At 70.0% G+C, this 26255-nt stretch carries 24 protein-coding genes and 2 tRNA genes; 17 read left to right on the top strand and 9 right to left on the bottom strand.

Annotation, left to right across the window (positions count from 1 at the left end):
- Positions 1-11 precede the first annotated feature (11 nt).
- Complete coding sequence (locus MMF94_RS38350; RefSeq protein WP_241042390.1) at positions 12-431, bottom strand: nucleotide triphosphate diphosphatase NUDT15; 420 nt, start codon at positions 429-431, stop codon at positions 12-14.
- Positions 432-437: 6 nt separating this feature from the next.
- On the opposite strand from MMF94_RS38350, the gene MMF94_RS38345 reads away from it, so the two are divergent.
- The 3 genes from MMF94_RS38345 to MMF94_RS38335 all read left to right on the top strand — a co-directional run bounded on the left by MMF94_RS38345 (position 438) and on the right by MMF94_RS38335 (position 3898).
- Positions 438-2471, top strand: a complete 2034-nt coding sequence (locus MMF94_RS38345; RefSeq protein ID WP_241042389.1) for a M3 family metallopeptidase — start codon at positions 438-440, stop codon at positions 2469-2471.
- 151 nt (positions 2472-2622) lie between these two features.
- On the top strand, positions 2623-2844 hold the full coding sequence (locus tag MMF94_RS38340; RefSeq protein ID WP_241042388.1) for a hypothetical protein: 222 nt from the start codon (positions 2623-2625) through the stop codon (positions 2842-2844).
- Positions 2845-2881: 37 nt separating this feature from the next.
- Positions 2882-3898: an MsnO8 family LLM class oxidoreductase gene (locus MMF94_RS38335; RefSeq protein ID WP_241042387.1), complete on the top strand. Its 1017-nt coding sequence runs from the start codon at positions 2882-2884 to the stop codon at positions 3896-3898.
- Between the two features lie 70 nt (positions 3899-3968).
- Here MMF94_RS38335 and MMF94_RS38330 read toward each other — a convergent pair whose 3' ends face one another.
- Positions 3969-5084, bottom strand: coding sequence for a family 16 glycosylhydrolase (locus MMF94_RS38330; RefSeq protein ID WP_241042386.1), 1116 nt, complete (start codon positions 5082-5084; stop codon positions 3969-3971).
- A 306-nt stretch (positions 5085-5390) separates the two neighbouring features.
- Between MMF94_RS38330 and MMF94_RS38325 the strand changes: the two genes are divergently transcribed.
- Together MMF94_RS38325 and MMF94_RS38320 are read left to right on the top strand one after the other, a co-directional pair.
- On the top strand, positions 5391-6059 hold the full coding sequence (locus MMF94_RS38325; protein ID WP_241042385.1) for a response regulator transcription factor: 669 nt from the start codon (positions 5391-5393) through the stop codon (positions 6057-6059).
- 143 nt (positions 6060-6202) lie between these two features.
- Entirely contained in the window at positions 6203-6478 is a 276-nt protein-coding gene (locus MMF94_RS38320; protein ID WP_241042384.1) for a GlsB/YeaQ/YmgE family stress response membrane protein, read from the top strand.
- A gap of 89 nt (positions 6479-6567) precedes the next feature.
- Here the strand turns inward: MMF94_RS38320 and MMF94_RS38315 are convergent, their stop codons facing one another.
- A complete protein-coding gene (locus MMF94_RS38315) occupies positions 6568-7620 on the bottom strand; it encodes a histidinol-phosphate transaminase (RefSeq protein WP_241042383.1) in 1053 nt (350 codons plus the stop codon).
- Positions 7621-7699: 79 nt separating this feature from the next.
- On the opposite strand from MMF94_RS38315, the gene MMF94_RS38310 reads away from it, so the two are divergent.
- The 6 genes from MMF94_RS38310 to MMF94_RS43905 all read left to right on the top strand — a co-directional run bounded on the left by MMF94_RS38310 (position 7700) and on the right by MMF94_RS43905 (position 13270).
- Positions 7700-8401, top strand: a complete 702-nt coding sequence (locus MMF94_RS38310) for a dienelactone hydrolase family protein (protein WP_241042382.1) — start codon at positions 7700-7702, stop codon at positions 8399-8401.
- A 156-nt stretch (positions 8402-8557) separates the two neighbouring features.
- Positions 8558-10537, top strand: coding sequence for an acetoacetate--CoA ligase (locus MMF94_RS38305; RefSeq protein WP_379660349.1), 1980 nt, complete (start codon positions 8558-8560; stop codon positions 10535-10537).
- A 57-nt stretch (positions 10538-10594) separates the two neighbouring features.
- A tRNA-Ser gene (locus tag MMF94_RS38300) sits at positions 10595-10684 on the top strand.
- A gap of 56 nt (positions 10685-10740) precedes the next feature.
- Positions 10741-10816: transfer RNA gene (locus tag MMF94_RS38295), tRNA-Arg, on the top strand.
- A 624-nt stretch (positions 10817-11440) separates the two neighbouring features.
- Entirely contained in the window at positions 11441-12148 is a 708-nt protein-coding gene (locus tag MMF94_RS38290) for a DsbA family protein (protein WP_241042381.1), read from the top strand.
- A 36-nt stretch (positions 12149-12184) separates the two neighbouring features.
- Positions 12185-13270, top strand: coding sequence for a DoxX family protein (locus tag MMF94_RS43905; RefSeq protein ID WP_379660344.1), 1086 nt, complete (start codon positions 12185-12187; stop codon positions 13268-13270).
- 22 nt (positions 13271-13292) lie between these two features.
- Here MMF94_RS43905 and MMF94_RS38280 read toward each other — a convergent pair whose 3' ends face one another.
- Together MMF94_RS38280 and MMF94_RS38275 are read right to left on the bottom strand one after the other, a co-directional pair.
- On the bottom strand, positions 13293-14018 hold the full coding sequence (locus MMF94_RS38280; protein WP_241042380.1) for an SDR family NAD(P)-dependent oxidoreductase: 726 nt from the start codon (positions 14016-14018) through the stop codon (positions 13293-13295).
- Positions 14019-14111: 93 nt separating this feature from the next.
- Positions 14112-14819, bottom strand: a complete 708-nt coding sequence (locus MMF94_RS38275) for an acetate uptake transporter family protein (RefSeq protein ID WP_241042379.1) — start codon at positions 14817-14819, stop codon at positions 14112-14114.
- Positions 14820-15923: 1104 nt separating this feature from the next.
- Between MMF94_RS38275 and MMF94_RS38270 the strand changes: the two genes are divergently transcribed.
- Entirely contained in the window at positions 15924-16430 is a 507-nt protein-coding gene (locus MMF94_RS38270; RefSeq protein WP_241042378.1) for a hypothetical protein, read from the top strand.
- Between the two features lie 152 nt (positions 16431-16582).
- A complete protein-coding gene (locus MMF94_RS38265) occupies positions 16583-17983 on the top strand; it encodes a sensor histidine kinase (RefSeq protein WP_241042377.1) in 1401 nt (466 codons plus the stop codon).
- Here MMF94_RS38265 and MMF94_RS38260 read toward each other — a convergent pair.
- Both MMF94_RS38260 and MMF94_RS38255 read right to left on the bottom strand, forming a co-directional pair.
- Positions 17916-18641, bottom strand: coding sequence for a response regulator transcription factor (locus MMF94_RS38260; protein WP_241042376.1), 726 nt, complete (start codon positions 18639-18641; stop codon positions 17916-17918). The two genes, MMF94_RS38265 and MMF94_RS38260, sit on opposite strands and share 68 nt — an antisense overlap.
- A 103-nt stretch (positions 18642-18744) precedes the next feature.
- On the bottom strand, positions 18745-19632 hold the full coding sequence (locus MMF94_RS38255; RefSeq protein ID WP_241042375.1) for an aminoglycoside phosphotransferase family protein: 888 nt from the start codon (positions 19630-19632) through the stop codon (positions 18745-18747).
- A 27-nt stretch (positions 19633-19659) separates the two neighbouring features.
- Between MMF94_RS38255 and MMF94_RS38250 the strand changes: the two genes are divergently transcribed.
- On the top strand, positions 19660-20067 hold the full coding sequence (locus tag MMF94_RS38250) for an antibiotic biosynthesis monooxygenase family protein (RefSeq protein ID WP_241042374.1): 408 nt from the start codon (positions 19660-19662) through the stop codon (positions 20065-20067).
- Between the two features lie 57 nt (positions 20068-20124).
- On the opposite strand, the gene MMF94_RS38245 is transcribed toward MMF94_RS38250, so the two are convergent.
- Together MMF94_RS38245 and MMF94_RS38240 are read right to left on the bottom strand one after the other, a co-directional pair.
- Entirely contained in the window at positions 20125-21519 is a 1395-nt protein-coding gene (locus MMF94_RS38245; protein ID WP_241042373.1) for a selenium-binding protein SBP56-related protein, read from the bottom strand.
- 256 nt (positions 21520-21775) lie between these two features.
- A complete protein-coding gene (locus tag MMF94_RS38240; RefSeq protein ID WP_241042372.1) occupies positions 21776-22030 on the bottom strand; it encodes a S1 RNA-binding domain-containing protein in 255 nt (84 codons plus the stop codon).
- Positions 22031-22357: 327 nt separating this feature from the next.
- Here MMF94_RS38240 and MMF94_RS38235 point away from each other — a divergent pair, with 327 nt between their 5' ends.
- The 3 genes from MMF94_RS38235 to MMF94_RS38225 form a co-directional block, all read left to right on the top strand.
- Positions 22358-25138, top strand: a complete 2781-nt coding sequence (locus MMF94_RS38235) for an AAA family ATPase (RefSeq protein WP_241042371.1) — start codon at positions 22358-22360, stop codon at positions 25136-25138.
- 45 nt (positions 25139-25183) lie between these two features.
- Entirely contained in the window at positions 25184-25813 is a 630-nt protein-coding gene (locus tag MMF94_RS38230) for a TetR/AcrR family transcriptional regulator (protein ID WP_241042370.1), read from the top strand.
- 50 nt (positions 25814-25863) lie between these two features.
- Positions 25864-26255, top strand: a 392-nt coding sequence (locus MMF94_RS38225) for an NADH-quinone oxidoreductase subunit H (RefSeq protein ID WP_420852497.1), incomplete at its 3' end; no start/stop codon positions are given.

Genomic DNA, 26255 nt, shown 5'->3' with positions numbered 1-26255 from the left:
AGTGTGCGCCCTCACACCCGCTCGAGGTCCAGCAAACCGTCGTCGAGGCAGTGCCGAAGCGGCACGAACAGCTCATTCCGGCGTGCCCGCAGCTCGTCGACGGTGAGCCAGTCCAGCGCGGTGGCCTTCTCCGGCTCCATGAGGCGCGGCTCGCCCGTGATCCGGGAGCACGCGAGGAACAAGGTGACGTAGTGGCGGCCGATGTCGGGCATCGGGTCGTCGGTGAAGCCAAGCCGGGGGGTGACAGCGACGACGAGGCCGGTCTCCTCGGCCACCTCACGCACCGCAGTGCGCTCCGGGGACTCGCCGAACTCCTGGTGGCCGCCGGGCAGGCCCCACAGGCCCGCGCCGTGCGCTCCCGCCCGCCGCATCACGAGCACCCGCCCGTCGTCCACCACCACTGCGCCGACACCGACCCGTACCTCCGTCACGGACCTATGCTCGCGCGCGTGAGCACCAACCCGTTCCTCGCCCCGAGCCCGCTGCCCTTCCAGTTCCCCGACTTCGACGCCATTCGTGAGGAGCACTTCCTGCCGGCGTTCACGGCGGGAATGGAGCAACAGCGCGCCGAGGTGGACGAGATCACCGCCGATCCCGGTCCGGCGACCTTCGACAACACGATCGTCGCGCTGGAGCTTTCGGGCGCGGTGTTGCGGCGGGTCTCGGCGGTGTTCTTCACGCTCGTCGGCTCGTGCAGCACCCCGGGGATCCGCGCCATCGAGGCCGAGGTCGCCCCGCAGCTGGCCGCGCACTCGGACGCGATCATGCTCGACCCGGCGCTGTTCACCCGCATCGAGGCCCTTTTCGCGGCGCGCGACGATCTCGGCCTGGACCCCGAGTCGCTCCGGTTGCTGGAGCGCCGCCATCGCGATGCCGTCCGGGCCGGGGCGCGCCTCGGAGCCGCCGAGCAGGAGCGGCTGCGGACGCTCAACACGCAGCTCTCGGCTCTCTCCACCGAGTTCGGTGCGAAGCTCCTGGCCGGGGCGAACGACGGGGCGGTTCTCGTCGAGGATCCCGCGGAGCTCGCCGGGCTCCCCGCGGACGCCCGTTCCGCCGCCGCGCGAGCGGCCACCGCGCGTGGCCACGACGGTGCCCACCTGATCACGCTCGTGCTGCCGACCGGGCAGCCGGTGCTCGCCTCGATCAGCGACCGCGGACTGCGCGAGCGGGTGCACCGCGCGTCGGTCACTCGCGGGCTCCGCGGGGAGCACGACACCCGCGAGATCGTGCTCCGCATGGCCGAGCTACGCGCCGAGCGCGCCCAGCTGCTCGGGCATCCCCACCATGCGTCCTGGGTGGTCGAGATCGGCACGGCGGGCACCGTCGACGCGATCGACGCGATGCTCGGGAAGCTCGCCCCGGTTGCGGCGGCCAACGCGCAGAAGGAGGCGGACGAGCTGTCGGCCGCGGCCGGGTATCCCGTCGAGGCGTGGGACCGGGCGTTCTATGCCGAGCGTGTGCGCCGCGAGCGCTTCGACCTCGACGCCGGCGCGATGCGGCCCTACCTCGAACTGGAGCGCGTGCTGCACGACGGTGTCTTCTACGCCGCCGGCCGCCTCTACGGGCTGCGGTTCAGCGAGCGCCACGACCTACCCCGCTACCACCCCGAGGTCCGGATCTTCGACGTCTTCGACGAGAACGGGCAGCTCGGGCTCTTCGTCGCCGACCTCTACGCGCGTGAGTCGAAGCGTGGCGGGGCGTGGATGAACTCGTTCGTCACGCAGTCGCGGCTGCTCGACACGTTGCCGGTGGTGCTCAACACGCTCAACCTGGCGCGTCCCGCCGACGGCGAACCGACGTTGCTCACGATCGACAACGTGCGCACCCTGTTCCACGAGTTCGGGCACGCGCTGCACGGGCTGTTCTCCGACGTGCAGTACCCGATGTTCGCCGGCACCGCGGTGCCCCGCGATTTCGTCGAGTACCCGTCGCAGGTCAACGAGATGTGGCTGCGCGATCCGGAGGTGCTCTCCCACTACGCCCGCCACCACGAGACGGGCGAGGCGTTGCCGGCCGAGATGGTGGAGCGGCTGGACGAGGCGCAGCTCTTCGGCGAGGGCTTCGCGACCACGGAGTACCTGGCTGCCGCTCTGCTCGACCAGGCATGGCACCGTCTCGGGCCGGACGCGCAGGTCGCCGACGTGGAGCGGTTCGAGGCCGACGCGCTCGCGGCGGCGGGGGTGGCCGTGCCGACCGCCCCGCCTCGCTACCGGAGCACGTACTTCAACCACATCTTCGGCGGCGCCTACAGCGCGGGCTACTACTCCTACATCTGGAGCGAGGTGCTCGACGCCGACACCGTCGAGTGGTTCGCGGAGAACGGCGGGTTGCTCCGGGAGAACGGCGATACCTTCCGCAGGGAGCTGCTCTCCCGCGGCGGCTCCGTCGACCCGATGGAGGCCTACCGGGGCTTCCGTGGGCGTGATCCCGAGATCGCGCCGCTGCTCGCCCGCCGTGGCCTGACGGGCTAGCACCCGACGTCGCCGTCTGCCGGGCTCTCGGTGCGCCGGGTGGTCGGCACGAAACCGGGGAGATCTCGGACGCGTACCCGGGATACTCTCGCTTGATGATCCTCTGAGCTGCGGTCCCTCATCCCACTCCCCACGATCTCGGAGGTTCCCCATGTCCCAGCAGTCGTCCGGTCCCGAGCAGCCGGAGCTCGTCGACGAGCCCGCTCCGGAAGCCACCACCGAAGCCGAGCCCGCCGCCGAGGCGGAGCCGCTCAACCGCGCCGCCCGCAGGGCGAAGCCCAAGCAGGCCGACCCGTCCCACGTCGGGCCCCAGCCCGGGTTCGCCCCGGCGCGCCGTGGCGGCCGGAGTCACACCAAGCGCCGCATCAGCTGACCTGGCGCCGGACCGCCCCGTGGTGGGGCGGTCCGGAATGCGTGTCGCACGGCGCGTGTTGCGCCAGATGATGTTTCCGCAGGTCCGGCTCTCGCTCCTGGATCGCTCACGCACGCGGGCCGGGGAGCCCGATGCAGCGGCGCTCCGCCACACCGTCGAACGCGCGCGGCGCGCCGAGGAGCTCGGGTACCACCGGTTCTGGGTGGCGGAGCACCATGCCGTCCCCGGGATCGCGAGCGGGAGCCCGCCGGTCCTCATCGCGGCTGTCGCCGCCCGCACCGAGCGGATCCGCGTCGGCTCGGGTGGGGTGATGCTGCCCAACCACCAGCCATTCGTGGTGGCGGAGCAGTTCGCGATGCTCGAGGCGCTGTATCCCGGCCGGATCGATCTGGGCGTGGGGCGCTCCCTCGGCTTCACCCCGCCGGTGCGCAGAGCGTTGCGGCGCGATTCGGCCGCCCCGGACACGTTCGCCGCCGACCTCGCGGAGCTGCGGGCCTACCTCGACGGCTCGGCCCCCGTCACCGTGCGTCCGCGGCCGGCGCTGCCGGTGCCGGTGTTCGTGCTGGCCACCAGCCGGGGTCTGGCGATCGCCGGAGATGCCGGCCTGCCGGTCGTGCTGGGCGGACCCGTGCTCGACGACGAGGGGATCGGCGAGGGGCTGGCCGACTACCGGGCCCGCGTCCGCGCTGCCGGAGCCGAGCCCTACGTCGTGGTGTCGCGGGACGTGCTCGTGGCCGACTCGGTGGCGGCGGCCCGTGCGCTCGCCCTGCCCGAGGCGTGGGCGCTTGCGGCCGCTCGCACCACGGGGCAGTTCCCAGCCCTGGAACCCGTCGACGTCGGCCGTCCGCTCTCGGCCCGCCAGCGCAGCGTCGTCGAGGAGGCGGTCGACCGCACCGTGCACGGTGACGAGGAGACGGTCGCGGAGGCCCTGGCCGGGCTGCTCGCGCGAACGGGCGCCGACGAGCTGCTCGTGTCGACCTCGACGTTCGACCGCTCGGCCCTGCGCGACTCGGACGCGAGGCTCGCCCGGATGTTCACCGCCGTCCGGACATGAGCCCGGAAACGACTCGTCCCGCCCGGTGGGGAGCGCCGGGCGGGACGAGTGGACGTCGATGCGTCAGCGACTACTTGTAGATCCGCATGTAGTCGACGTACATCTCGGTGGGCCTGGGGGAGCCACCGTCGGGGAAGTAGTCGAGCTGGATCGTCGGGTGCATCTTGCCGGGCGGCAGTGTCTTGCCGTCGGTGCTCTCGAACCACTTCTCGCCGTCGATGTAGCCGGTGACCCGGCCGTCGACCCACTCGACGGCGTAGTTGTGCCACTGGGTGATGTCGATGTTCTTCTTGGCGTACTTCTGCTGGTTGCTCGAGCTGTAGTGCAGGAAGAACGACACGTCCTTGGACGCGCTGGTGGTCTCGGCGAAGTCGATCTCGCCACCCTCGGGCCAGTCGACGTCGCTCGGCCAGAGGATCAGCACGGGGTGGTACTGCGAGTCACCGGCGGGGAACTTCGCGCGCATCTCCCACTTGCCGAAGCGCTGGCTGTCGCCCCATGCCATACCGCCCGTGTTGCCGTCGGAGTCGCCGCGAATGACCAGCGAGCCGTTCTCGACGGTGACCGCCTTCTCGCTGCGGGTGCCGTTGCCGCTGTGGCCCTCGCCTTCGTAGAGAGTCCACTTGGAGCTGATGCTCCCGTTGAACTCGTCGCCGCCGACCTGGGTCCAGCCCTTGAGAAGGCCGGCCTGCTTGCCGTCGCCCGCCGGCTTCACGAGCGGGGCCGGAGGCGGAGCCTGCTTCTTCTGCGTGTGCTGGGTGGTGGAGGTGGGGCCCTCCGCGGACTCGCGAGCGTCCTGCGGGGCAGGGGGTGCTCCCGTGACCGGGTCGGGGATGGGAAGGTTCGGAACAGTCGGGAGGTCGACCGCCGTCGCGGGGTCGTTCTGCACGATCGCGTTGCTCAACTCGGGGGCGGCGAGTTCGGCGTCCTCGGCGGGCCGGAGGGTGGTTGCGACAGTGGTCGCGATGAGCATCACCGTGGCGCCGATGGCGAGGGGGGCCAGCCTGCGAGTCAGTGAGCGCTGGGGGAGCGGGTCGGTCGTGACAACGGCGTCGACGCTACCGCCGGGCCGGCGGTGCCGGCCGGTGCTCGTCACGGTGGGGGAGCCGTGCTCTGCGGAGATCCGTGCGATCAGCTCGGTCGGGGACTCCGGGCGATCTTCCGCAGCGAAGGTAGTCCGTCGCATGGGGCGGAACCTTAAAGAAGGAGGGGCCGGATGATCAGCAATCCTGAGAGCCACGGTTGCGCGTGCGCGCCAACAGGTCGGTCAGACGCGCCAGAATGCCCTCAGACGGACGTACGGGAGCGCCTCCGTACTCCGTTCGGAGTACCCGACCTCTCAGCTGTCTGAGAGGTTCCACTCAACTTGAGCAACAGTCGCTCCGTTAGACGATTGTTATCGGCGTCCGACTCCGACAAGCTTGGGGTGATGCTCCCCGCTGCTCCCCCGGGGGGTGCGTCCTCGTACGTGTCGGCAGTGATGCCGACACGTGTGTCCGTACCCCCGAACGACCACGTCCTCTTGGCGCTACCCCCGACGGCCGCGTCGTCTGCCGTGCTGCGCAGCCTGCGGTCCGACGGAGTGTCGATCAGCCCCGTCAGCGACGGCATCGCGGTGCTCGACGCCGTCCGTTCCCGTGAACCGGGGCTTCTGGTGCTCGATGTCGAGCTGCCCGGGCCGGACCAGGCGGCCGTGCTGGCGGCGGTCCAGAGCGAGGCGCCGAACGTGGCGGTCATCGCGGTCACCCCGCGCGAACGCCGGGCGGCCCTGCTCGGTCAGCTGCGCGGTGACCGCGACGACTACCTGCTCCGGCCGTTCGCCGTCGACGAGCTGGCCGCGCGGATCAGGCTCCGGCTGCGGCTCGGCACGGCCGTCGAGAACACGGTGATCCGCCACGGCGAGCTGACGGTCGACACGGAGCTCGGCGAGGTCACGGTCGACGGCCAGGCGGTGTCGTTGTCGCCCACGGAATTCGCAATGCTGATGGCGTTGCTCGCCACTCGGGGTGAGGTCGTGTCACCCGATCGCCTCGCCAGCGCCGTATGGTCCGAGACTGCTTCGGCAAATCTCGTGCAGGTGTACATCTCCTACCTGCGTCGCAAGATCGGCGCGGAGCGGATCCGCACGGTCCGCGGTGAGGGATACGTTCTGGAGCCCTGAGAGTCAGGCGAAGGGTGGGCGGCGACCCGATAACACTTCGGGTGTCATCCGGTCTCCTGACGTGCAGGTTCGCTCACCCCGTGCTACCCAATGCAACACAGGGCCGCGCGGGGTCGGTCCTGCCGAGACCTCGGGAGTTTGCAGTGACCATCACCGGGATCATCACAGCGATCGTCATCGGCGCCATCATCGGGTTCGTCGGCCGGCTCGTGGCCCCCGGAAAGCAGAACATCCCGATCTGGCTGACCATTCTCGTCGGGATCGTGGCCGCTTTCATCGGCACGGCCATCGCCAAGCTCTTCGGTGTGGCCAGCACCGGTGGAATCGACTGGATCGAACTCATCCTGCAAGTGATCGTCGCCGCCATCGGCGTCACCATCGCGGCGGGGGCCTACAGCAGGCGTGGCGTCACGCGCTGACTCCACCCGCACCACCACCGCGGCCCGGTCCCGACAGCCCGTCGGAACCGGGCCGTGGTGTCTCCGGAACCGCAGGCCAGAGAGCTACGTCAGTCGACGAACGACTGTGCCGCGGCCAGGAAGGCGTCGTTCTCCTCCGGCGCGGACACCGTCACTCGCACCCCGTCCGACGCGAACGGGCGGACGATGACCTTGTTGTCCAGGCAGTGCGCGTCGAACGGTGCGGTGCGCTCGCCGAGCGGGAGCCACACGAAGTTGGCCTGCGTCGGCGGCACGGGGTAGCCGGCCTGCAGCAGCACATCGCGCACCCTGATCCGCTCGCTCTTCACGTCCGTGCACGCGGCGAGGAGCTCGTCGGCGTTGTCCAGCGCCGCGATCGCACCGGCCTGCGCCACGGAGCTCACGCTGAACGGCGAGCAGACCTTTCGCAGGGCCGCCGCAACCTCGGGCGTGCTGACCGAGTAGCCCACCCGCAGCGCGGCGAGCCGGTAGGCCTTGGAGAACGTCCGCAGCACGACGAGGTTGGGGTAGGCGTCGACCAGTGCCATCCCGTCGACAGCGGCGGGGTCATCGACGTACTCGAAGTAGGCCTCGTCCAGTGCCACGAGGACGTCCGGGCCGACAGCGGTGAGCAACCGCTCCATCTCGGCGCGGGTGACGACCGTGCCCGTGGGGTTGTTCGGGCTGCAGACGAGCACCAGACGCGTCTTCGGGGTGACCGCCGCGATCATGCCGTCGATGTCATGGCGGAAGTCGGCGTCGAGCGGCACCCGCCGCATCGTGGCGCCCCCGATGTGGGCGACGATCGGGTAGGACTCGAACGAGCGCCACGCGAACACCACCTCGTCCGACGGTTCGAGGCAGGTGGCCTGCACCAGTTGCTGGCAGAGGCTGACCGACCCGCACCCGATGGAGATCCGCCCGGTGTCCACACCGAGGTGTTCCGCCAGGCGCGCGGTGAGACCGGTGACGGCGAGATCCGGGTACCGGTTGCCCGCCGCGGCGGCCTCGGCGATCGCGGCGAGCACGGGTGCCGTCGGCGGCAGCGACACTTCGTTGCTTGCGAGCTTGATCGCTCCGGCGATCGCGCGGCCTGGCACGTAGGCCGGGAGCGTGTCGAGGTCGGGGCGAATCAACGGCATGCCGACACCCTATGTCTGTGACGTCCTCAACGTGGTGCCGCCACCCTCCCACAGCTCCCGCCGTGACACCCTTGTCGTCATGACCGAGATCAGGACGGAGACCGTCCCGCTGGTCGACGGCAGCGCTCTGCGGCTAACCGTGGCAGAGCCGGACGGCCCGGTCCGAGGAGGGATCGTGGTCCTCCACGAGGCGCGGGGCGTGACCGAGGCCGTGCGTGGTCTCGTGCAGGGACTGGCGGGAGACGGGTGGCTCAGCGTCGCACCGCACCTCTACCACCGCGACGCCGCCGACGAACTCGACGGCGCGGCCGACGACGAGGTTCAGCAACAGGTCGACCGGCTCGAGGGTGAGCAGATCATGGCCGACACCGACACCGCGTTCGGCTGGCTCGCCGAGCACGACATCAGCGCCGACCGGATGGGCGTCATCGGCTTCGACCTCGGCGGCTCGGTCGCTCTGGTGGTGGCGGCACAGCGGCGGCTCGGTGCCGCGGTCACGGTGGCGGGCGAGGGCGTTGCGCTCGCGCCCTCTGCGAGCCTCCCGTCCCTCATCGAAGCCGCGCCCGACCTCACGTGCCCCTGGCTCGGGATCTACGGAGAGACGGCCGACGGGAAGCCGGACCCCGACGTCAGCAGGCTCCGCGATGCGGCGAGCTCGTCCGAGGTGGCCACCGACGTCGTCGTCTATCCGCGCAAGGGCTACCGGTTCGACGACGACCCTGAGGTCGCGGCCGACGCCTGGCAGCGCACCCTGAACTGGTTCGACTCCCACCTTCGCTGAGCCGCTGAGGGCCTGCGTCGGCATGGTTTGCGCACCCACACCTTTCGCTCCCCGGGGCGCCCTGCGGTGGGGCGTGTGCCCATACCCGATCCGGTCGCGCAGCGCCTGTCGCTGATCACCCCGGTCGGCGCTGGCGCGATCGGGCGGCGGGCTTGCATGCTGGCCGACATGGTTGCGTCCGACATCCCCGCCGTGCTGTGGACTCCCGACCCGGAGCACGCCGGCCCGATGGTCGAGTTCTGCGAGTGGGTGCGTGAGCACCGCGGGGTCGACGTGTCCGACTACGCCGCGCTACACGCCTGGTCCGTCGATGATCTCGAGGGTTTCTGGTCCGCCGTCGCCGAGTTCGCGGGCGTTCGCTTCCGCTCGCAGCCGACCGCCGTGCTGGGCTCGCGGGAGATGCCGGGCACAGAGTGGTTCCCGGGGGCGACGCTCAACTACGCCGAGCACGCGCTCACCCCTTGCCCGGGCCGCCAGGACTCCGACGTCGCGGTCGTCTTCGCGCGGGAGGACGGCCTGGAGCGCATCGTCACCCACGCGGAGCTGCGGGAACTCGTCGGCCGGGCCCGCGCGGGTCTGGTGCGCTCCGGAGTCGGCCGCGGCGACCGGGTCGTGGCTCTCGCCCCCAACAGCGTCGAGACGCTGGTGACGTTCCTCGCTGCCGCCAGCCTCGGCGCCGTCTGGTCGTCGTGCTCGCCGGACTTCGGAGCGCGTGCCGTCCACGATCGGTTCGCGCAGATCGAGCCGGTGGTCCTGCTGGCGGTCGACGGCTACGTCTACGGCGGGAAGCGGTTCGACGTCCGTCCGACGATCGAGGCACTCCGCGCACAGCTGCCCACGCTGAAGGCGACCGTGCTGGTCCCGTACCTGGACGAGGCGGCCACGCTCGACGGCACCGTGCCGTGGAGCGAGTTCACCGCGACGCACGCTGCTCTGGAGTTCGAGCCCGTCCCGTTCGACCACCCGTTGTGGGTGCTGTACTCCTCCGGCACCACCGGCCTGCCCAAGGGCATCGTGCACGGCCACGGCGGAATCGTCATGGAGCACGTGAAGGCGCTCGGGCTGCAGATGGAGCTCGGCCCGGGCCAACGCTTCTTCTGGTTCACCACCACCGGCTGGATGATGTGGAACCTGCTCATCGGCGGGCTGCTGGTGGGCACCACCATCGTCTTGTTCGACGGCAGTCCGGGCCACCCCGACCTCGGTGCGTTGTGGGCGCTGGCGGAGCGGCACGACGTCACGTACTTCGGGGTGTCGGCGCCGTTCGTCCAGTCGTGTCTCAAGGCCGGGCTCCGGCCCCGAGACCGGTACGAGCTCGGCTCGCTCACGGCGATCGGGTCCACCGGTGCGCCGTTGTCGGTGGAGGGCTTCCGGTGGATCGCCGACGCGGTCGGCGAGCACATCCAGATCTGCTCGGTGTCGGGCGGCACGGACGTGTGCGCCGCGTTCGTCGGCGCGGCACCGACCGTCCCCGTGTGGCTCGGGGAGATCTCCTGCGCGTCCCTCGGTGCTGCCGTCGCTGCCTACGACGAGTCCGGCAAGGAGCTCATCGACGAGGTGGGCGAGCTGGTGATCACCCGGCCGATGCCGTCGATGCCGGTGTCGTTCTGGAACGACCCGGACGGCACCCGGCTGCGCGAGGCCTACTTCGAGGACTTCCCCGGGGTCTGGCGCCACGGCGACTGGCTGCGTGTCACGCCGCGCGGCTCGTACGTGATCTACGGCCGCAGCGACTCCACCCTCAACCGCGGCGGCGTCCGGATGGGCACGGCCGACTTCTACGCGGTGGTGGAGGGTTTCGACGAGATCGTCGACTCCCTGGTGATCGACACCACTCAACTCGGCACCCACGGCGAGGGTGCCCTGCTCTGCTTCGTCGTGCTGGCGCCGGGAGCGTCACTGGAGGACGTCGAGCCGGCGCTGCGGCGTGCCCTGCGGACCGAACTGTCGCCCCGTCATGTGCCCGACCGCTTCATCGTCGTCGAGGCCGTGCCGCGCACCCTCAACGGCAAGAAATGCGAGGTTCCGGTGAAGAAGATCCTGGCAGGCGTGGCCCCGGAGAAGGCCGTGAGCCGGGGCGCCCTCCAGAACCCCGACGCGCTCGCCCCGTTCCTCGCGCTGGGGAACGGGGGGTAGTGATCCGGGCGGATCGGCCTGTGTAGGCTGGGACCCGCTGGAGGCCGAGAGGCCCCGGGAGGCTTCGCCTAGTCTGGTCTATGGCGCCGCACTGCTAATGCGGTTTGGGGTCACCCCCCATCCCGGGTTCAAATCCCGGAGCCTCCGCGCCTGGAGCGGTCGGGTAAGATCGACCGCGACGGGGTACGACAACTGAAGAGCACGCGCCCGTAGCTCAACGGATAGAGCATCTGACTACGGATCAGAAGGTTAGGGGTTCGAATCCCTTCGGGCGCACCATGTTGACCTGGCGGTTCTCCGAGACGGAGAGCCGCCGGTCTCGTTTCGGGAGCCGGCACAGCCGATGAGTGGCCCGGCCGGCCGGCCAGGTGGACGATCCGGACTCCGTGGTGCCTCCGGCGTCCAGCGAGCGGCAGAACGGCTCTCAGCGGCACCGGCCGGCCCAAGATGTCTCCCTACCGCCGACGGGGCTGCCGCAGGTGTGCCGGGCCATCCGGCCGAGAGGCCCGCGGGTTGATCAAGATCAACGAACGAGATGATCACGAAAGTGTCACTCTGAAGAGTTGGTTCCGTCGGGAATGCACCTGAGTGGCGTAACCCGCGTGATCGGAAGCAGTTAAGCCGATCGCCACTGTGCGGCTCCACAGTGGTGGGCGCTTCACGGATTCCGGCCTGAGCGCTCCCGAGCTCGACACCGACCTGCTGATCCGTTGGTTCGCGACCGCAGGTGCTCTGTGCGCGGCCGACGAGGAAGGACTGCGGCGTGTGCTGACCCGAATTCGACATCGGCATGACTCGAGCGCCGCGCCGGTCGGCGAGAATCGGGCGACCATCGCAGGTGGTGGGCCGCCTCGCGGCGGTCGCCGGACGCGGGCCGTCGTCGGGCTGGCGATCGTCGTCGTGGTGGCGGCCGTCGGCCTGATCGTCCAGTCGGAGCGCAAGGCGATGCAGGCGGCTGCGGCACCGATCCCGGTCAGCACGGTGACCGCCCGGTATCCGGAGGCGATGGACCCCCTGACGGGTGTGGTGACCGTCGGTCTGTCCACCGCCACCGCCACAATTGATCTGTACGAGGACTTTCTGTGCCCGGCGTGTGCGCTGTTGTACGACGCTTACGACGAGCAGATCCGGGCCGCCGTGGAACGCGGCGAACTGCGGGTCCGCTTCCACCTGTTGCCCTTCTTGGATCGCTTCTCCAACCCGGTGGGTTACTCCGGTCGGGCCGCCAATGCCGCGATCGCCGCCGCCGAGGGCGGAAAGTTCGTGCCCTTCTACTCCAGCCTGTACGAGGCGCAGCCGGCGGAGGGCTCGGCCGGCTACACCGATGCGCAACTGCTGGCGCTGGGTCAGGCGCTCGGGCTGGGTCCGCAATTCGTGGACGCGGTGGAGCGTCAGCGCTATGTGCCCGCCATCCAACGTGACTACCAGCATGCGCTGGCAACCGTGGGCAAGGACCACTACCAGGGCAACTTCAGGACGCCCACGATCGTCCACGACGGACAGCTTGTGACCTACGAGAACCAGGGCAGGCTGATCGACTGGCTCCGCCCGCTGCTCGACGAGGCCGAGGCTGCAACAACCCCCGCTCACCATCGGCCGCCGCCGCGCTGAACACAGCGGCCCCTCGTCTGCGACTAGGAGCACACCATGAGACTCCGGCTTTCCAAGCCGATCGTCGCCGACGAGATGCCCACCGTCGAGTTCGAGGGGCCGACCCAGCCGATCCGGCGCCAGGCCGAGCAGGACGACCGGCCCGACCCGGCGAACACCCGGGCGACCGAACCGAGCCGTCCCGCGGGTGAGGCCGGCTCCACCGCCCGGCATCGCGGGGGGCGGTTGCTGGACGTGATCGGCACCCTGGCGCGGCTCGGACTCGCCGTGGTCTGGATCGTCTCCGGAGTGACCAAGCTGCTCGATCCGGGGCAGACCTATCTGGCCGTCAAAGCCTACGACGTCCTGCCCACGGGGATGATCGGTCCGGTCGCCGACGCGCTGCCGCTCGTCGAACTCTGCTTGGGCATGCTGCTCCTCGCCGGGATCGGCGTCCGGTTCGCCGCCGCTTCGAGTGCCGTGCTTCTGCTCGTCTTCGCCGCCGCGGTCGGTCAAGCGTGGATGCGCGGCTTGACCATCGAATGCGGGTGTTTCGGTGGCGGTGGAGAGGTTGCCGCCGACGACACCCGCTACGGCCAGGATCTGCTCCGCGACGTGGCTTTCCTCGCGCTCGCGGGATGGCTCGTCCTCCGGCCTCGCACCTGGGGCTGCCTGGGCACGATCACCGTTCGCCGGACGCCGACCCCCGAAGCCGAGACCGAACCTCCACCGGCAGCACGACCGACGTCGGCAGCCGGCCCCACGAAACCCGCGCCGGCGCGGCCGACCGCAACCATGCCTCGGCCGGCACCGCAGACCGCAGCCGCGCCCCCAGCGCCCCCGTCGGACTCAGCCGAATCGGCTTCTCACGAGCAGCTTGTGCAGCAGATCGCGCAGGTCAAAGGTGTGCTCGCGCAGACGCGGCGACAGCTGCGGGCGGTCGAGCGCGCGCACGCGGCCCAGACCGCACGCGCCGATCGGGCCGAGGCCGCCCGCGACGCGGCGCTGGCCCATGCCGCGGCGGTCGCCCAGAAGCCGAGGACCACACGCGTCGCGATCATCAACAGCGGGAGGGTCACGGGGATCGAGATGAGGACAGGCAGCCGAGAGGAGGAGTTCTCCGCGGCCTGGCCGACCCGCTGACCCGGCACGCGACCGGACGCGGTCAGGTGGCGGCGGCGCCGCTGTCGACCGCCAGGGTCGAACCCGTGACGTAGCGCGCCCGGGGCGAGGCGAGGAACAGGATCGCCTCGGCGATCTCTTGTGCTCCCGCCGTGGGCTCTCGGCCATGCAGGTCTCCCACGAGAGCCTCGCCCCACTCGACGCCGGCGCTCCCGGAGCGGACCGGTGCGGGTGTGACGCTGTTGACCCGGACCCCTTGTGGGCCGAACTCCGCTGCCCAGGTCCTGGTCAGCGACATGAGAGCAGCCCTGGTGGCGCTGTAGCCGGAAGCGCCGGCGACCCCCATCGAGGCACCCATCGCGGCGACGTTCACGATGCTGCCCCGGCCCTTGGCCAGCATGGCGGGAGCGAGTAGTTCCGTCAGGAAATAGGTGGCGCGCACGTTGGTGTCGAACATGTTCTGGAAGGAGGCGACGTCCTGGTCCGCCGTCAGCCCGGTCGGGGCGCCTGCCGCGTTGTTGACCAGGATGTCGACCTCCCCGGACTGATCCGCGAGGTTCTGGATCGAGTGGAGATCCCCGAGGTCGGCCGCGATGAATCGGACGTCCCCGCTTTCGCCTGCGATCTTCGCGGCGGCCCCCTTTCCCCGTTCCGTGTCACGGCCGGAGATGATGACTTGCGCGCCTTCACGAACCAACAGGCGCGCCACGTGGGCGCCGATCCCGGCCGACCCACCGGCGACCAGGGCGACGTGACCCTCTAGCTCCATCGGATCAGCGTCCTTTCCTCGACTCCTGAAGGAGCCGCCACCGCGCGATCGGGCGCATCCGCGGTGACGGCTCGAGCTGTCATCGGCCTGTCTTCACGCCGGGCTGGGCCGCGGGCAGGTGGCGGGAAGCCGTACGGTGCGGCGCTTGCCGATCGGCAGGACTGCCCGCTCGGCGGTGGCCTCGAGCATCATCGCCGCGGCGAGATACCACGCCAGCGCGGCGGCGGCGAGCAAGACGTAGGCACCGACGGTCTGGATCACGGCCACGCCGCCCAGCAGCGCGATGGCCAGCAGTACGGAGCTCGCCGCCAGCGTCGCCAGGACAGTGGTGAGCGCGATGTTCTCGGCCGTGGCGGCGATCGCACCGACCAGCGTGACCGCGGACAGCACGACCAACCAGAAACCGAAGGCCACAGCGGCGGTGGTGTCGGAGGTGGCGGGGGGTAGCACGGCGAGCGCGATGAGCAGGTTGTAGAGGCCGTAGCCGATCCAGAACGAGCCCCAGACGCCGTGCATCGCGGTGGCCAGCCCGTCGCGGGATACGAAGGCCCACATGGCGGCGAGGAGCTCCGCGATCCCACCGGCGGCGAGGGCGAAGGGGAAGAGGATCTGCGGGGCCTCGGTCGTGCCGTACCAGCCGGCCAGGTTGGCGGCGACCATGAAGGTGGCCGCGGCGAAGCCGAACAGTCCGAGAATGGAAGGCGCAGCAACCGGCAACAGCGCAATGGCGGTGTGGTCGCGCAGGTACCCGGACTCGGGCGGCTTCGCGGCCGTCCCGCACCCTTCGGTGTCGGTGCTCAATTCGCCTCCGGATCCGTGGCCGTTTCCCGCCCGTGCATTGCCTGGGCCGGGTCGGGTGTCCAAGCCGGTATCTCTGTTGTTGCCGGGGCGAATCTGACACCAGGACATGACGGCGGCCGCGAAATCGAGGATGCGTGTGGCGTCGGCCCGCGCCACGGTTCGTCCCTACGTGGCGCGAGCCGTTGCGATAAGACTGACGTTCGAGCGGGCGGATGTCGTCATGGCTTCCGGCCATCCTCAGTACCGGCTGGCCGGAACCCCGGATGTCCACTGCCGGTGCCTCATGGGACGTTCCGGACGAACCGACCACGGGTGGAGAAGTTCGGTGTGGGGCGGGTGTGCATACCGGGCGAGTCTGAACGAGGCGCCCTCGGCGGCGAGGAGCACCGGTGTGACGATGCTTACACGCTGGTCGCCGGCGAGATGGCCGCGGATCGCACCGATCTTGTACCAGGCCGACGGCCGCGTTCGGAGTGGGGTGGCGGGCAGCTGTGAGGATCGTGCCGAGGCGGAGGGAAGCCTCGTGCACGCACAGTGTGCGACCGGGCGCGAGACGTCACAGTGCGTGGCCGCACGAGAAGCCCTATGGCGCCGGTCGGGCCTCATGAAGGGCTGCTCGGTGCGGGTAACTCTTCCCGCATCGCGTTCGTGATGAATCGGGTGGAACAGGCGCGGGAAGTTTGGCTCCATACCACGACGCTCGCCGGCCTCGTTGCTGAGACCGGAGCCGGTTCCGGCGGCCGCGTTGCAGGTCGTCTCAAATCCCTTGGCTACCTGGGTCACAGAGTTGATGAAGCCAGGTAGCGTATGGACTCGCAGTGGGAGCTACCTCTTGCCATCCGTTTACCCAGCAGTGGCCCGGTGCTTACGCGGTACTCCTTAGAGTCGAGGAATCCGCTGATCTCCAGGCCCAGCGCCAGATCGAGGTGATGGCCGATGGTGACGCACGAGACCGGGACCGGCTCGGGCATCCTTCGAACAGCGAGTCCGAGCGAGGCGGACGTGATGGCGGCCCGCGCCGCCACCCGCGAGCTGCTAGCCAATGACCCAGTCCTGGGAATGCTCGGCCTTCACGCATCACGCATCCTGATCGTCGGACCTGAGATGAAGGTCCCTGAAGACGGCTACTACCTCACGTTGGACTGGACGGGCGAACCGTGGGGCTCCGACACGGTCGCCGTGCAGAGGGGCCCGGAGATCGTCGTCCTGCAGAGCCTGCAGGTCTCGGCCCACAAGTGCACGGCGGACGGGCGGCCGGACGGGCGGTCGCAACGCACGTTCTCGGCACTGCTGGATCGCGCCGAGACCGTCCTTCGGGGCTCGGTGATGAGCGTCCCCGAGCCGCTACTGCGAATCACTCCACGAGGTCGTGGGCTCACGCGGCTGGACAAGGACGGCGAGCACGTGCAGTTGTTCGCCGCCTTCGACGTGCTGTCCAAAGCCAGGAAGGTGCGAGAGGAGCCTCGGCACCAGAACGCCCGAGGGTCCTGTTCGAGGCAACCCGTACGTGACGGTGCGGCGTTACTCGACCTGCCGCCGTGGAAAGCATGTGGCGACCTCGGTACGCCCGCCACCGGCACGCCGAACGGAGCTGCACCCAGCGTCAACTGAACCCTGGAAATTTGATCTCATCACGCCCTCCGAAGCGGTTCCGAACCCGTTTCCGTCAAGGGCGCTGGAGTGACACGTGCCGTCGGGCGAGGCATGCTGGAGTGCCCACCGAGCGCGGTGACAGCAGCGCCGGCGGAACGGAGACGACGCTCGTGCGCACTCGAATCATCGGTTTGGCGGTCTGGGCCTCGGTACTGGCCATCGTGCTCTTCGGAGTGCCGTTGGCCCTGGCTGTGCACCAGTACGCGATGCAGGCCGAGCGCAGCGAGCTCGAGCGGGTCGCCAACGCCGTCTCGTTCACGGTGGCCTCGGACGTCTATGACGGCGAGCGAATCGATGAGATCAGCGGGCCCGGACTGATCAAGGTGGCGGTGTACGACCAGCACGGCAACCAGCTGGGAGGAATGGGGCCGAGAGGCGAATCCGAGGTCGGTGAGGCTCTCGGCGGCGGTATCGGCAGCGGAAAAGTCGCCGGCGACCTGGTCGTCGCGGTGCCGGTCACGCACGACGACGACGTGATCGGGGCGGTGCGCGCGTCGGCGCCCGAAAGCGCGGTCATGCAGCGAGTGGTGCTGGTCTGGGCCGGTATGGCCGCGCTCGCTGCGTTGGCGGTCGCCGCCGCCTGGCTCGTCGGGCGCCGGCAGGCCCGGCGGCTGGCCCTCCCGCTCGAGGACCTGGCGGTCGCCGCCCGCCGGCTGGGCGAGGGCGACTTCAGCGTGCGCACCCGGCGAGGCGGGATCCCGGAGATCGATTCTGTGGGGAGCGCGCTCAACGGCACCGCCGGGCGCCTCGACGACCTTCTCGCCAGGGAGCAGGCGTTCTCCGCAGACGCCTCCCATCAGCTGCGGACGCCGCTGGCGGGCCTCCGGCTCCGGCTCGAAGCGGTGCTAGAGCGACCGGACAACGAGCTCAGGGCGGCCATCGCGGCGAGCCTCGTCGACGCGGATCGGCTGGAAACGACCATCGACGAGCTTCTCGCCCTCGCCCGGAACAAGCGCGCCGCACAGACCGCCCCGATCGATCTCGGAGCGTTGCTGGCCGAGATGTCGCCGGAATGGTGTGCGCGCCTGGCGCTCCAGGGACGCACCCTCGAGCTGAAGATCGATTCGGGGGTCCAGAACCCGTCCGCGTCCACTGCCGCGGTTCGTCAGATCCTCGGGGTGCTCATCGACAACGCGACGGTCCACGGCTCGGGAACCGTCACGGTGGCGGTCCGCGAGTCCTCGGACGCCGTGGCGATCGACGTCTGTGACGAGGGCGCAGGCGTGTCCGATCCGGAGAACGTGCTGTTCACCCAGCGCGCCGACGAGCGGAACGGGCACGGTATCGGCCTGCCGTTGGCACGTCGCCTCGCGGAGGCCGACGACGGACGGCTCGAACTGACCCAGCGGACGCCCCCGGTGTTCACGCTTCTGCTGCCGTCGGCCGTCGCCGAGGATCCGGTGGTGGAGCCGGCGCCGGACGACTCGCCACGAGCGACCGCGACTAGCGAGCCACGCCGTCGCTGGTCGGTGGGTCGAGTGCCAACCGATAGCCGTGCCCCCGGAGCGTGACGATCTCGGGGACCTGGGCTCCGGCCAGCGCGGCCATCTCCGTCATCTTGCGGCGAAGCGCCGCAACGTGGACATCGAGGGTCTTCGTCGAGCCGAACCAGTTCTCGTCCCACACCTCGGACATGAGCGTCTCGCGGGTGAGCGCCACGTCCGGTCGGGCGGCGAGGCAGGCCAGCAGGTCGAACTCCTTGGGGCGGAGGCGCAGTTCCTGCCCGGAGACGGTGACACGACGCCGGGACACGTCGACGACCAGGTCGCCGATCGACCGGACCGGTGGTGCCGCTCCGGTCGCCTCGTTGCGGCGAAGGTGAGCACGGATACGGGCATGGAGCTCGGCCAGCCGGATCGGTTTGACCAGGTAGTCGTCGGCGCCCGCCTCCAGCCCCACCACGACGTCCATCTCGGCCACCCGTGCTGTCAGGATGACGAGAACGCAGCCGGGTTGAGTGCGCCGGAGCTGCCTGCAGACCTCGACACCGTCGAGATCGGGAAGCCCGAGGTCCAGCAGGACGAGGTCGACGACGGTGCCGGCGGCCCGTGCGAGACCGCCTGCGCCCGTCTGCTCCCACATCACCTCATGGGCGTGGCTGCGCAGGCTCGACGCCAGAACTTCGCCGATCGTCGAGTCGTCCTCTACCAAGAGGATGCGACTGGCCACTTGGCCATCCTTGTCCCCGAACGCGCGGTCAGCCAGTCAGCGCCGGGGTGTCCTGCCGAATTGCCGCGGTGCGACTGGTCAATACCGCAGCCGTCGTCGAGGCTCAGGACCGCGAGAATTCCTCGATTACGTCGGCGGCCACCCGGCGTGCTTCCGAGGCGGCGGCCGGGGTGGCGTCGGGGGAGTCGATCGTGATGAGGGCCTTCCACAGTGCCCAGCCGCGCCCGCGCGCCCACATCGCGTCGTCGGCGGGCATCGCGGCCCGGAACGCCTCGCGGCTCTCCCCATCGAGGAGCGTCCATGCGACGACGAGGTCGCAGGCGGGGTCGCCCACGCCGCAGGTGCCGAAGTCGATGACCGCGGCAAGCCTCCCCGCGCCGTCGACGAGGAGGTTGTTGGCTGCCACGTCGCCGTGGAACCACACGGATGGACCTGACCACGCCGCCGCGAGCGCGTCCTCCCACGCGGCGGTGGCAGTGGCGGCGTCGATCCGCGCACCGAGCGCCGCGATGGCGTCGCGCGTCTCCGTGTCGTAGACCTCGAGTGGGGCGCCGCGATAGAAGCAGTGCGCGCCGGCCAGTGGCCCCCCGGCCGTGCTGATCTGCTGCAATGCCACGAGGAAGCCGGCGAGGTCCTTCGCGAACGCGTCGAGGTCGGCGATCCGGTCGCGCGTGGTGATGCGTCCGTCGATCCACCGGCGGACCGACCACGGCCACGGGTACTCGCTGCTCGGTGCACCGACGGCGAGCGGAACGGGGATGGGGAGCGGCAGGTGCGGTGCGAGCCGCGGCAGCCAGGTGTTCTCCTTCTCGACGCTGCGCACGTAACCCTCGGCGCTCGGGAGCCGCACCGTCATGGTGTCGCCCAGCCGGAACGTGCGGTTGTCCCAGCCGTCCACCTCGACCGGAACGACCGGGAGGCCTGCCCACTCCGGGAACTGCGTGGCGACCAGCCGCGCGGCGAGGGCGGAGTCGATCTGGTCGCGGTGCACGGTGGGCCATCCTGCTGGTCCCTTCGCATGCAGGCGACCCATTTCCTCGTCGGATCCAGCGCGGGAGTGGGGATCGGCCGCTGCGGGAACCCCGGGCACGGAGCCCGCAGGAAGGAGAAGGTCCACATGATGACCGTCGTCACCGGGGTGACTCTCAAGACCGGATCCGAACCGGAGTGGGACGCAGCGATGCGGGAGCGACTGGCGGCCGCCCGTGGCCGGCCGGGATGGGTCGCAGCGCAACTGCTCATCCCGCTCGACGGCCAGAACAAGCGCGTGGTCGTCGGGACGTGGCAGAGCCGTGCCGACTGGCAGGCCTGGCACGAGGACGAGGCGTTCGCCGAGACCCGGGCCAGGATGGAAGGTCTCCAGGAGGGCGAGAGCGCGATGTCCTGGAACGAGGTCGTGGTGGACGCGCGCGGCGAGGGGATCTGACCGGCGACGGGCTGGTCCGGCTCGCCGCTGGTCAGTGCCCGGATGCGGAAGTTTCGGTCAGTGGTAGCAGTAGGAGTCGGAGGAGGCGTCGCCGCCCTGGAGCCGGATCTGGTGGACGCGCAGGCCGCGGAAGTCGTCCTCGTGGGGGAAGAAGTCCTGGTCGATGGTGAGTCCGCCGTTGGGGTGGGCGTCGAGTTTGGTCATCCAGGCGCCGACGCCGTCGGGGTAGAACTGGTCGTCCCATGAGCCGTAGAGGGAGTTGGTGAAGTAGACGCGGCGTCCGTCGCGGCTGACCTCGACCATTTGCGGGCCACCGGAGAGTGGCATGTCGGGTCGGGCGGGATGGGCGACGCGCTCGACGATGCCGCCCAGGCGTACCGAGCCGGTCTGGCGGGGGTGAGCGGGATCGGTGACGTCGAACTGTTTGAGCTCGCCGGTGCCCCAGCAGGAGACGTAGAGGAAGCGGTCATCGACGGAGAGGTCGATGTCGGTGACCAGTGGGGGGACCGCGGCGAAGGGTTTCAACGCCGGAGGCAGCAGGTCGGGGTCGGCGGGCTCGGCCGGGATGGTGATGACCTTCTCGACCTGCCAATCCCCGTTGTCGCGGTGCCAGCGCCAGACCGATGCGGACAGGTCCTCGGTGGAGATCACCACGCCGACGAAGCCCCAGGTGGCGTCGGGGTCGTGGGAGGGGCGGACCTCCAGCACCATCTGGTGCTGGGCCCCGAGGTCCACGCTCTGCTGGTGCTGGCCTTTGGCGAGGTCCCAGAAGTGCAGGTGGTGGCCGTATTTCTGGCCCAGCAGCAGTTCGGGCACGACCCCGTTCTCGATCATCGAGGGGCTGCCCCATTCGCTGGAGATCAGCACGTTCTGGTTCAGGTGCCACCAGGCGTCGTAGTGGAGGTGCTGCGGGCCGCGGTCGGTTTCCCAGGCGCGCAGGACGTCGAAGCTGTCGTGGTCGAGCAGCGCGATGCCCCCGGGCCCGTCGTCGTCGCCCTTGGGCCCGCCCAAGCAGGTCAGGAACACCCCGTCGGGTCCGCAGTGCAGGGTGTGCGGGCGGGAGTAGCCGGCCTTGTCCGAGAGCTCGGTGGCGTCGATGGTCTTGACCAGCTTGGGCTGGCGCGGGTCCGGGCCGGTGTCCAGGACGTAGATGTTCGACGAGCGCAGGCCGGGCACCAGCAGATAGCGCCGGGCCAACCCGGCCATGTCGTGGCCCTCGTGGCGCAGCGCGCTGCTGCAGGCGTTCCAGCCGAAGTGGTGCAGCTCGTCACCCAGCCCGGGCACGTCGGTCCAGCCCACGACCCGCCCGTAGCTGTCGGACTGCGCGTTCACATCGATCACGGTCATCGCGTCGCTGCGCTGCCCGGCACGGTCGAAAGCCACCACGTAGGCCAACTCCTCGCCAGGAGCAGCTGCGGCGTCGGCGGCGGACCGGTAGAACGTCGGATCCATAGCGGGCCTCCTCGTCTCGGTGCCTCCCTGCGTGACGGTAGGCGCCTGCATCGACCAGGTGAAGCGCGTTGCACGCGATTTTCGGAATGTGCGCCTTCGAATCAGAGGCTTTTAGCCGTGTTCACGGTGAATGGGGGAAGAGTCGTCGGCCGGCCTCTCGCGCGCGGGCTGCGTTCGCGCCGTTGCTCGCTCGGCCGTCGCTCTAGGCTTCCGAGTGGCCCGGGGGCGGTCTCAGCGCCCCCGGGCCACCGGGGCATCAGGCCAGAGCAAGGCTCACCCGACGGTTGACCAGGTCCAGCTGCAGGATCCGGACCGAGACGGTCGCGCCGAGCTCAGGCTCGGCCGACCACTCCGACTGGTGCAGCAGGCCGTCGACGCCGTCGTGCAACGTGACGAAGGCACCGAACGGCACGATCGACGTGACGATTCCGTTCACCGGCGTGCGCGCGCACTGCTGGGTGAGGAACTGCTGCCACGCCGACTCCGGCGTGATCTGATGTGGTGTGCTCATGTGATTCACCTCCTTCCACCGCGGAATTCGTGCGTTTCCGCAGTGGGGTGGCGGGCCTCTGGCCCGCCCGGCGCTCACAGATCCGCCGGGAACCCGTCTCGCTCGTGGCCCATGGCCGACCCGGCAGTCGCGCGAGGACCGTAGCAGCAGGAGATCATTGGCTCAATGCCGACGGGCGAGCGCCGGACCAGCGGGGATGTGGCCGTCCGGCCGCTGCGAGCCCCTCCGACCGGTGCAGTCCAGAAGCTCCTCACGTCGGTCGAACAGCCTCGGACAACGCGTAAACTGCACGATTTCCGTGCTTACGACCAGACGAGGACAACTCGGATGGGCGATACCGATACGCGTCAAACAGTCAAATACGGAGGGCTGGTCGGGCGCGAGCGAGAGCTCGAGCGCATCCGGTCCTTCCTGGCCCGTGCAGCCGCCGACGGCGACGCGCTGCTGCTGTCGGGCGAGCCCGGCGTCGGGAAGACGGTGTTGCTGGACGCCGCGGCGCAGGAGGCGTCGGCCGCCGGCGCTCGGCTGCTTCGTGCCGCAGGGGCGGAGTTCGGGGCCGACGTCACGTTCGCCGGACTCAACCAGCTGCTCCTCCCGTTGGAGGAGGACGTGGGGCAGCTCGGCGGCGCGCACCGCCGCGCGCTGTCGGCCGTGCTGGGTATCGGTGACGAGGCGGGGGGCGTCCGGCTGACCGTTTTCACCGCGGTGCTGGCGCTGCTGTGCCGAGCCGCGGTCGATCGCCCGCTACTCGTCGTCGTCGACGATCTGCAGTGGCTCGACCGGTCGAGCGCTGCGGTGCTCGGCTTCGTCGCCCGTCGCCTCACCGGTAGCCGGATCGGGCTGATCGCCGCGTCGAGAACGGCAGGTGAGAGCTTCCTCGACCACGGCGGGCTGCCGGAGAACGAGGTGCCGCCACTCGACGAGACGGAAGCGGCAGGCCTGCTGGGTGCCTACTTCCCGATGCTCGCCCCACAAGTGCGCCGGCGCGTGCTGGCCGAGGCCCAGGGAAACCCGCTGGCCCTCCTGGAGCTCCCGGCGGTGATCAGCACGTCGCAGCGCACAGCGCGAGTGGCGTTGCCGTCGGTTCTGCCGCTGAACCGGCGGCTTCTCGCGCTCTTCGCGTCCCGCGTCGCTGATCTCCCCGCCGCCACCCGTCGTGTGCTTCTGCTCGCCGCCCTGGACGGCACCGGTGACCTGGGTGTGTTGCAAGCGGCCGTCCGCGGTGGGAGCGGGTTGCCGGACCTGCAGCCGGCTGAACGAACGCGGCTGGTGAGCGTCGATCAGGGCACGCGCAGGCTCTGCTTCCGCCACCCGCTGGTGCGATCAACCGTGGTGGAGTTCTCGAGCGAGCTCGAGCAACGGTGCGCCCATCGGGTACTGGCCGAGGCGTTGACGAACCAGCCGGAGCGCAGCGCCTGGCACCTGGCCCACGCGACACCCTCGCCGGACGAGCCGGTGGCCTCGCAGCTCGAGCGCGCCGCCCTGCGGATGCTCGCCCGGGGTGACGCGGTCGGTGCCACCGGCGCCCTGCTCCGGGCTGCCGAGCTCAGTCCGCGCGGAGCCGACCGGAGCCGCCGCCTGGCCGAGGCGGCGTACGTCGGGGTGGACGTGACCGGTCAACTGCACACCGTTCCGCAGCTGCTCATGGATGCCCGCCGTGCGGACCCCGACCACGGCGGGTCGCTCGGGGCCGCGGTCGCGACCGCCTACCTGCTCCTCAACGAGGAGGGGGACGTCGACACGGCCCGCCGCCTGCTCATCGGGGCGATCGAGGCCAAGGACGGCGAGTACCGGGCCGACGACCGGGCCCTCATCGAAGCGCTGTACACGCTGTTCCTGGTGTGTTTCGTCGGCGCCAATCGTGAGGATCTGTGGGAGCCCTTCTACGCGGCCGTCGCGCGGCTGACGCCGCGCCCCCCGGCGATCCTGTCGCTCTGCGTGGTGACCCTGGGCGACCCTGCACGTGCCACGGCTGAGCAGATGACGGAGCTCGGGACGATCATCAGCCGGCTTCCGGACGTGAACGATCCCGCGCTGATCGTCTGGATCGGCAGGGCGGCGTTCTTCGTCGATCGCATGACGGCGTGCCGGGAGGCGCACTGGCGGGTCGTCCACGACGGGCGTCGCGGCGGGGCGGTGGCCTCAGCCATCGGCGCGATGATCAACCTCTGCATCGACGACGTTTTCACCGGCCGATGGGACGAGGCGCAGCAGCTGGTCGAGGAAGGCCGCGCGCTGTGTGCCCTCCACGGCTACCGCCTCCTGGAGTGGCCGTTCTGGTACGGCGAGGCCGTCGTGGCGGCTTGGCGAGGCCATGTCGACTGGGCGCTGGAGCTCACCGACAGGATGATGCGTTGGGCGGCCCCACGCGGTGTGGAGCTCGTGCGGTCGTACGCGCAATACGTTCGTGCTGCCAGTGCTCTTGGGCAGGGCGACGCCGAGGAGGCCTACCAGCAGGCCGCGGCCATCAGCCCGCCGGGCATCCTCGCCCCCCGCCAACCGATGGCGCTCAGGGCGGCGATGGACCTCGTCGACGCCTCGCTGCGAACGGGCCGCCGCTCGGACGCCGTCGCACATGTCGCCGCGATGGCCGATGCCGGTATAGCCGCGCTCTCCCCGCGGCTGGCCCTCGTGGCGCTCGGGTCGGCGGGCATGGCCGCCCCCGACGAGGCCACTGTCGGGTTGTTCGAGCAGGCCCTCGCGGTTCCGGGTGTCGAGCGCTGGCCGTTCGACCTGGCGCGGGTCCGTCTCGCGTACGGCGAACGACTGCGCCGGCACCGGGCCCACTCGTCGGCGCGGGTGCAGCTCACTGCGGCTCTCGCCGCCTTCGAACGCCTCGACGCCCGACCGTGGACGAAGCGGGCGGGCCTCGAGCTCCGCGCCCTCGGGGCCGGGGCCGCCGCGGCCGAGGACCGCGGCGCCGACTGCCTCACCCCGCAGGAACGGGTGATCGCGATGCTCGCCGCCACCGGCCTGACGAACAAGCAGATCGGGCGGCAGCTCTATTTGTCGCATCGGACGGTCGGGGCTCACCTGTACCGGGTCTTCCCCAAGCTCGGGATCAGCTCCCGGGCGGCGCTCCGTGACGCGTTGCGGCCCGAGTACTGAACGTCGATCTTGAGCTACTTTACCTGGCCGTAGTAACTTTTACTTGTGTCAGTAAGAGCGGATCCGGAGCGGTCCGTCACCACCGTTGCCCGGCGGGCGCAGATCGTGTCGGCCGCGATCGCGACGATCGCCGAACTCGGCTTCGCGAAGGCGTCGTTCGCACAGATCGCACGCCGGGCCGATCTGTCGAGCACGCGGTTGATCTCGTACCACTTCGCCGGCAAGGACGACCTCGTGGAGGCGGTCGTCGCCGAGGTGTTCACCGTGGCGGGCCGCTTCATCGAGCCCTATGTGCTGGCCGAGTCGACCCAGGCGGGCAAGTTGCGCGCGTTCATCGAGGCCAGCGCCCGCTTCTACTCCGAGTACCGCCAGCACGTCATCGCCGTGCGTGATATCTGGGTCAGGTTCCGCACCGGGGACGACCTGCTCCGGTTCGGCCTGCACACGCACGAGCCCGAGTTCCAGGTGGTGGCCGAGATCTTCGCCGCCGGACAGGAGTCTGGGGAGTTCCGCCGATTCGACGCCCGGACGATGGCCATCACGCTCCGGCACGCACTCGACGGCCTGGCCACCCAGGTGTCCGCAGATCCCGATCTCGACGTGGATTCCTACACGCGGGAGCTCGTGCAGATGTTCGACCGGGCGACGCGGCGTGACTCCGAGTGTGACGAGTAAATCAACGACTGTGCCGCACTACTGACGTGGCGCCGGGGGGAATGGCGAACATGGAACTGACGCGATACCAGCAACTACTCATCGACGATCCGCTATGGCTGATTCTGCTGAAGGTCGTGGCGTTGTTCGCGCTGGGCCTGCTGTTCACGATGTTCATGATCGTCACGGAGCGGAAGGTGGTGGGTCGGATGCAGCAGCGTCCGGGCCCGAACCGGGTGGGTCCGGGGGGTTGGCTGCAGAGCCTCGCCGACGCGCTCAAGCTGGCGTTCAAGGAAGACATCATGCCGGTGATGGCGGATAAGCGGGTGTATTTCATTGCGCCGGTGATTTCGACGATTCCGGCGTTTGTGGCGTTCTCGGTGATTCCGTTCGGTGGCGAGGTGTCGATCTTCGGCGAGCCGACGGTGTTGCAGTTGGTGGACCTGCCGGTCGGTGTGCTGGT

The sequence above is a fragment of the Pseudonocardia alaniniphila genome (genome assembly GCF_022524485.1).
GTDB classification, from domain to species: Bacteria; Actinomycetota; Actinomycetes; order Mycobacteriales; family Pseudonocardiaceae; genus Pseudonocardia; species Pseudonocardia alaniniphila.
The sequence above is the reverse complement of the archived record's forward strand: the minus strand, read 5'-3'. Positions and strand labels throughout refer to the sequence as shown.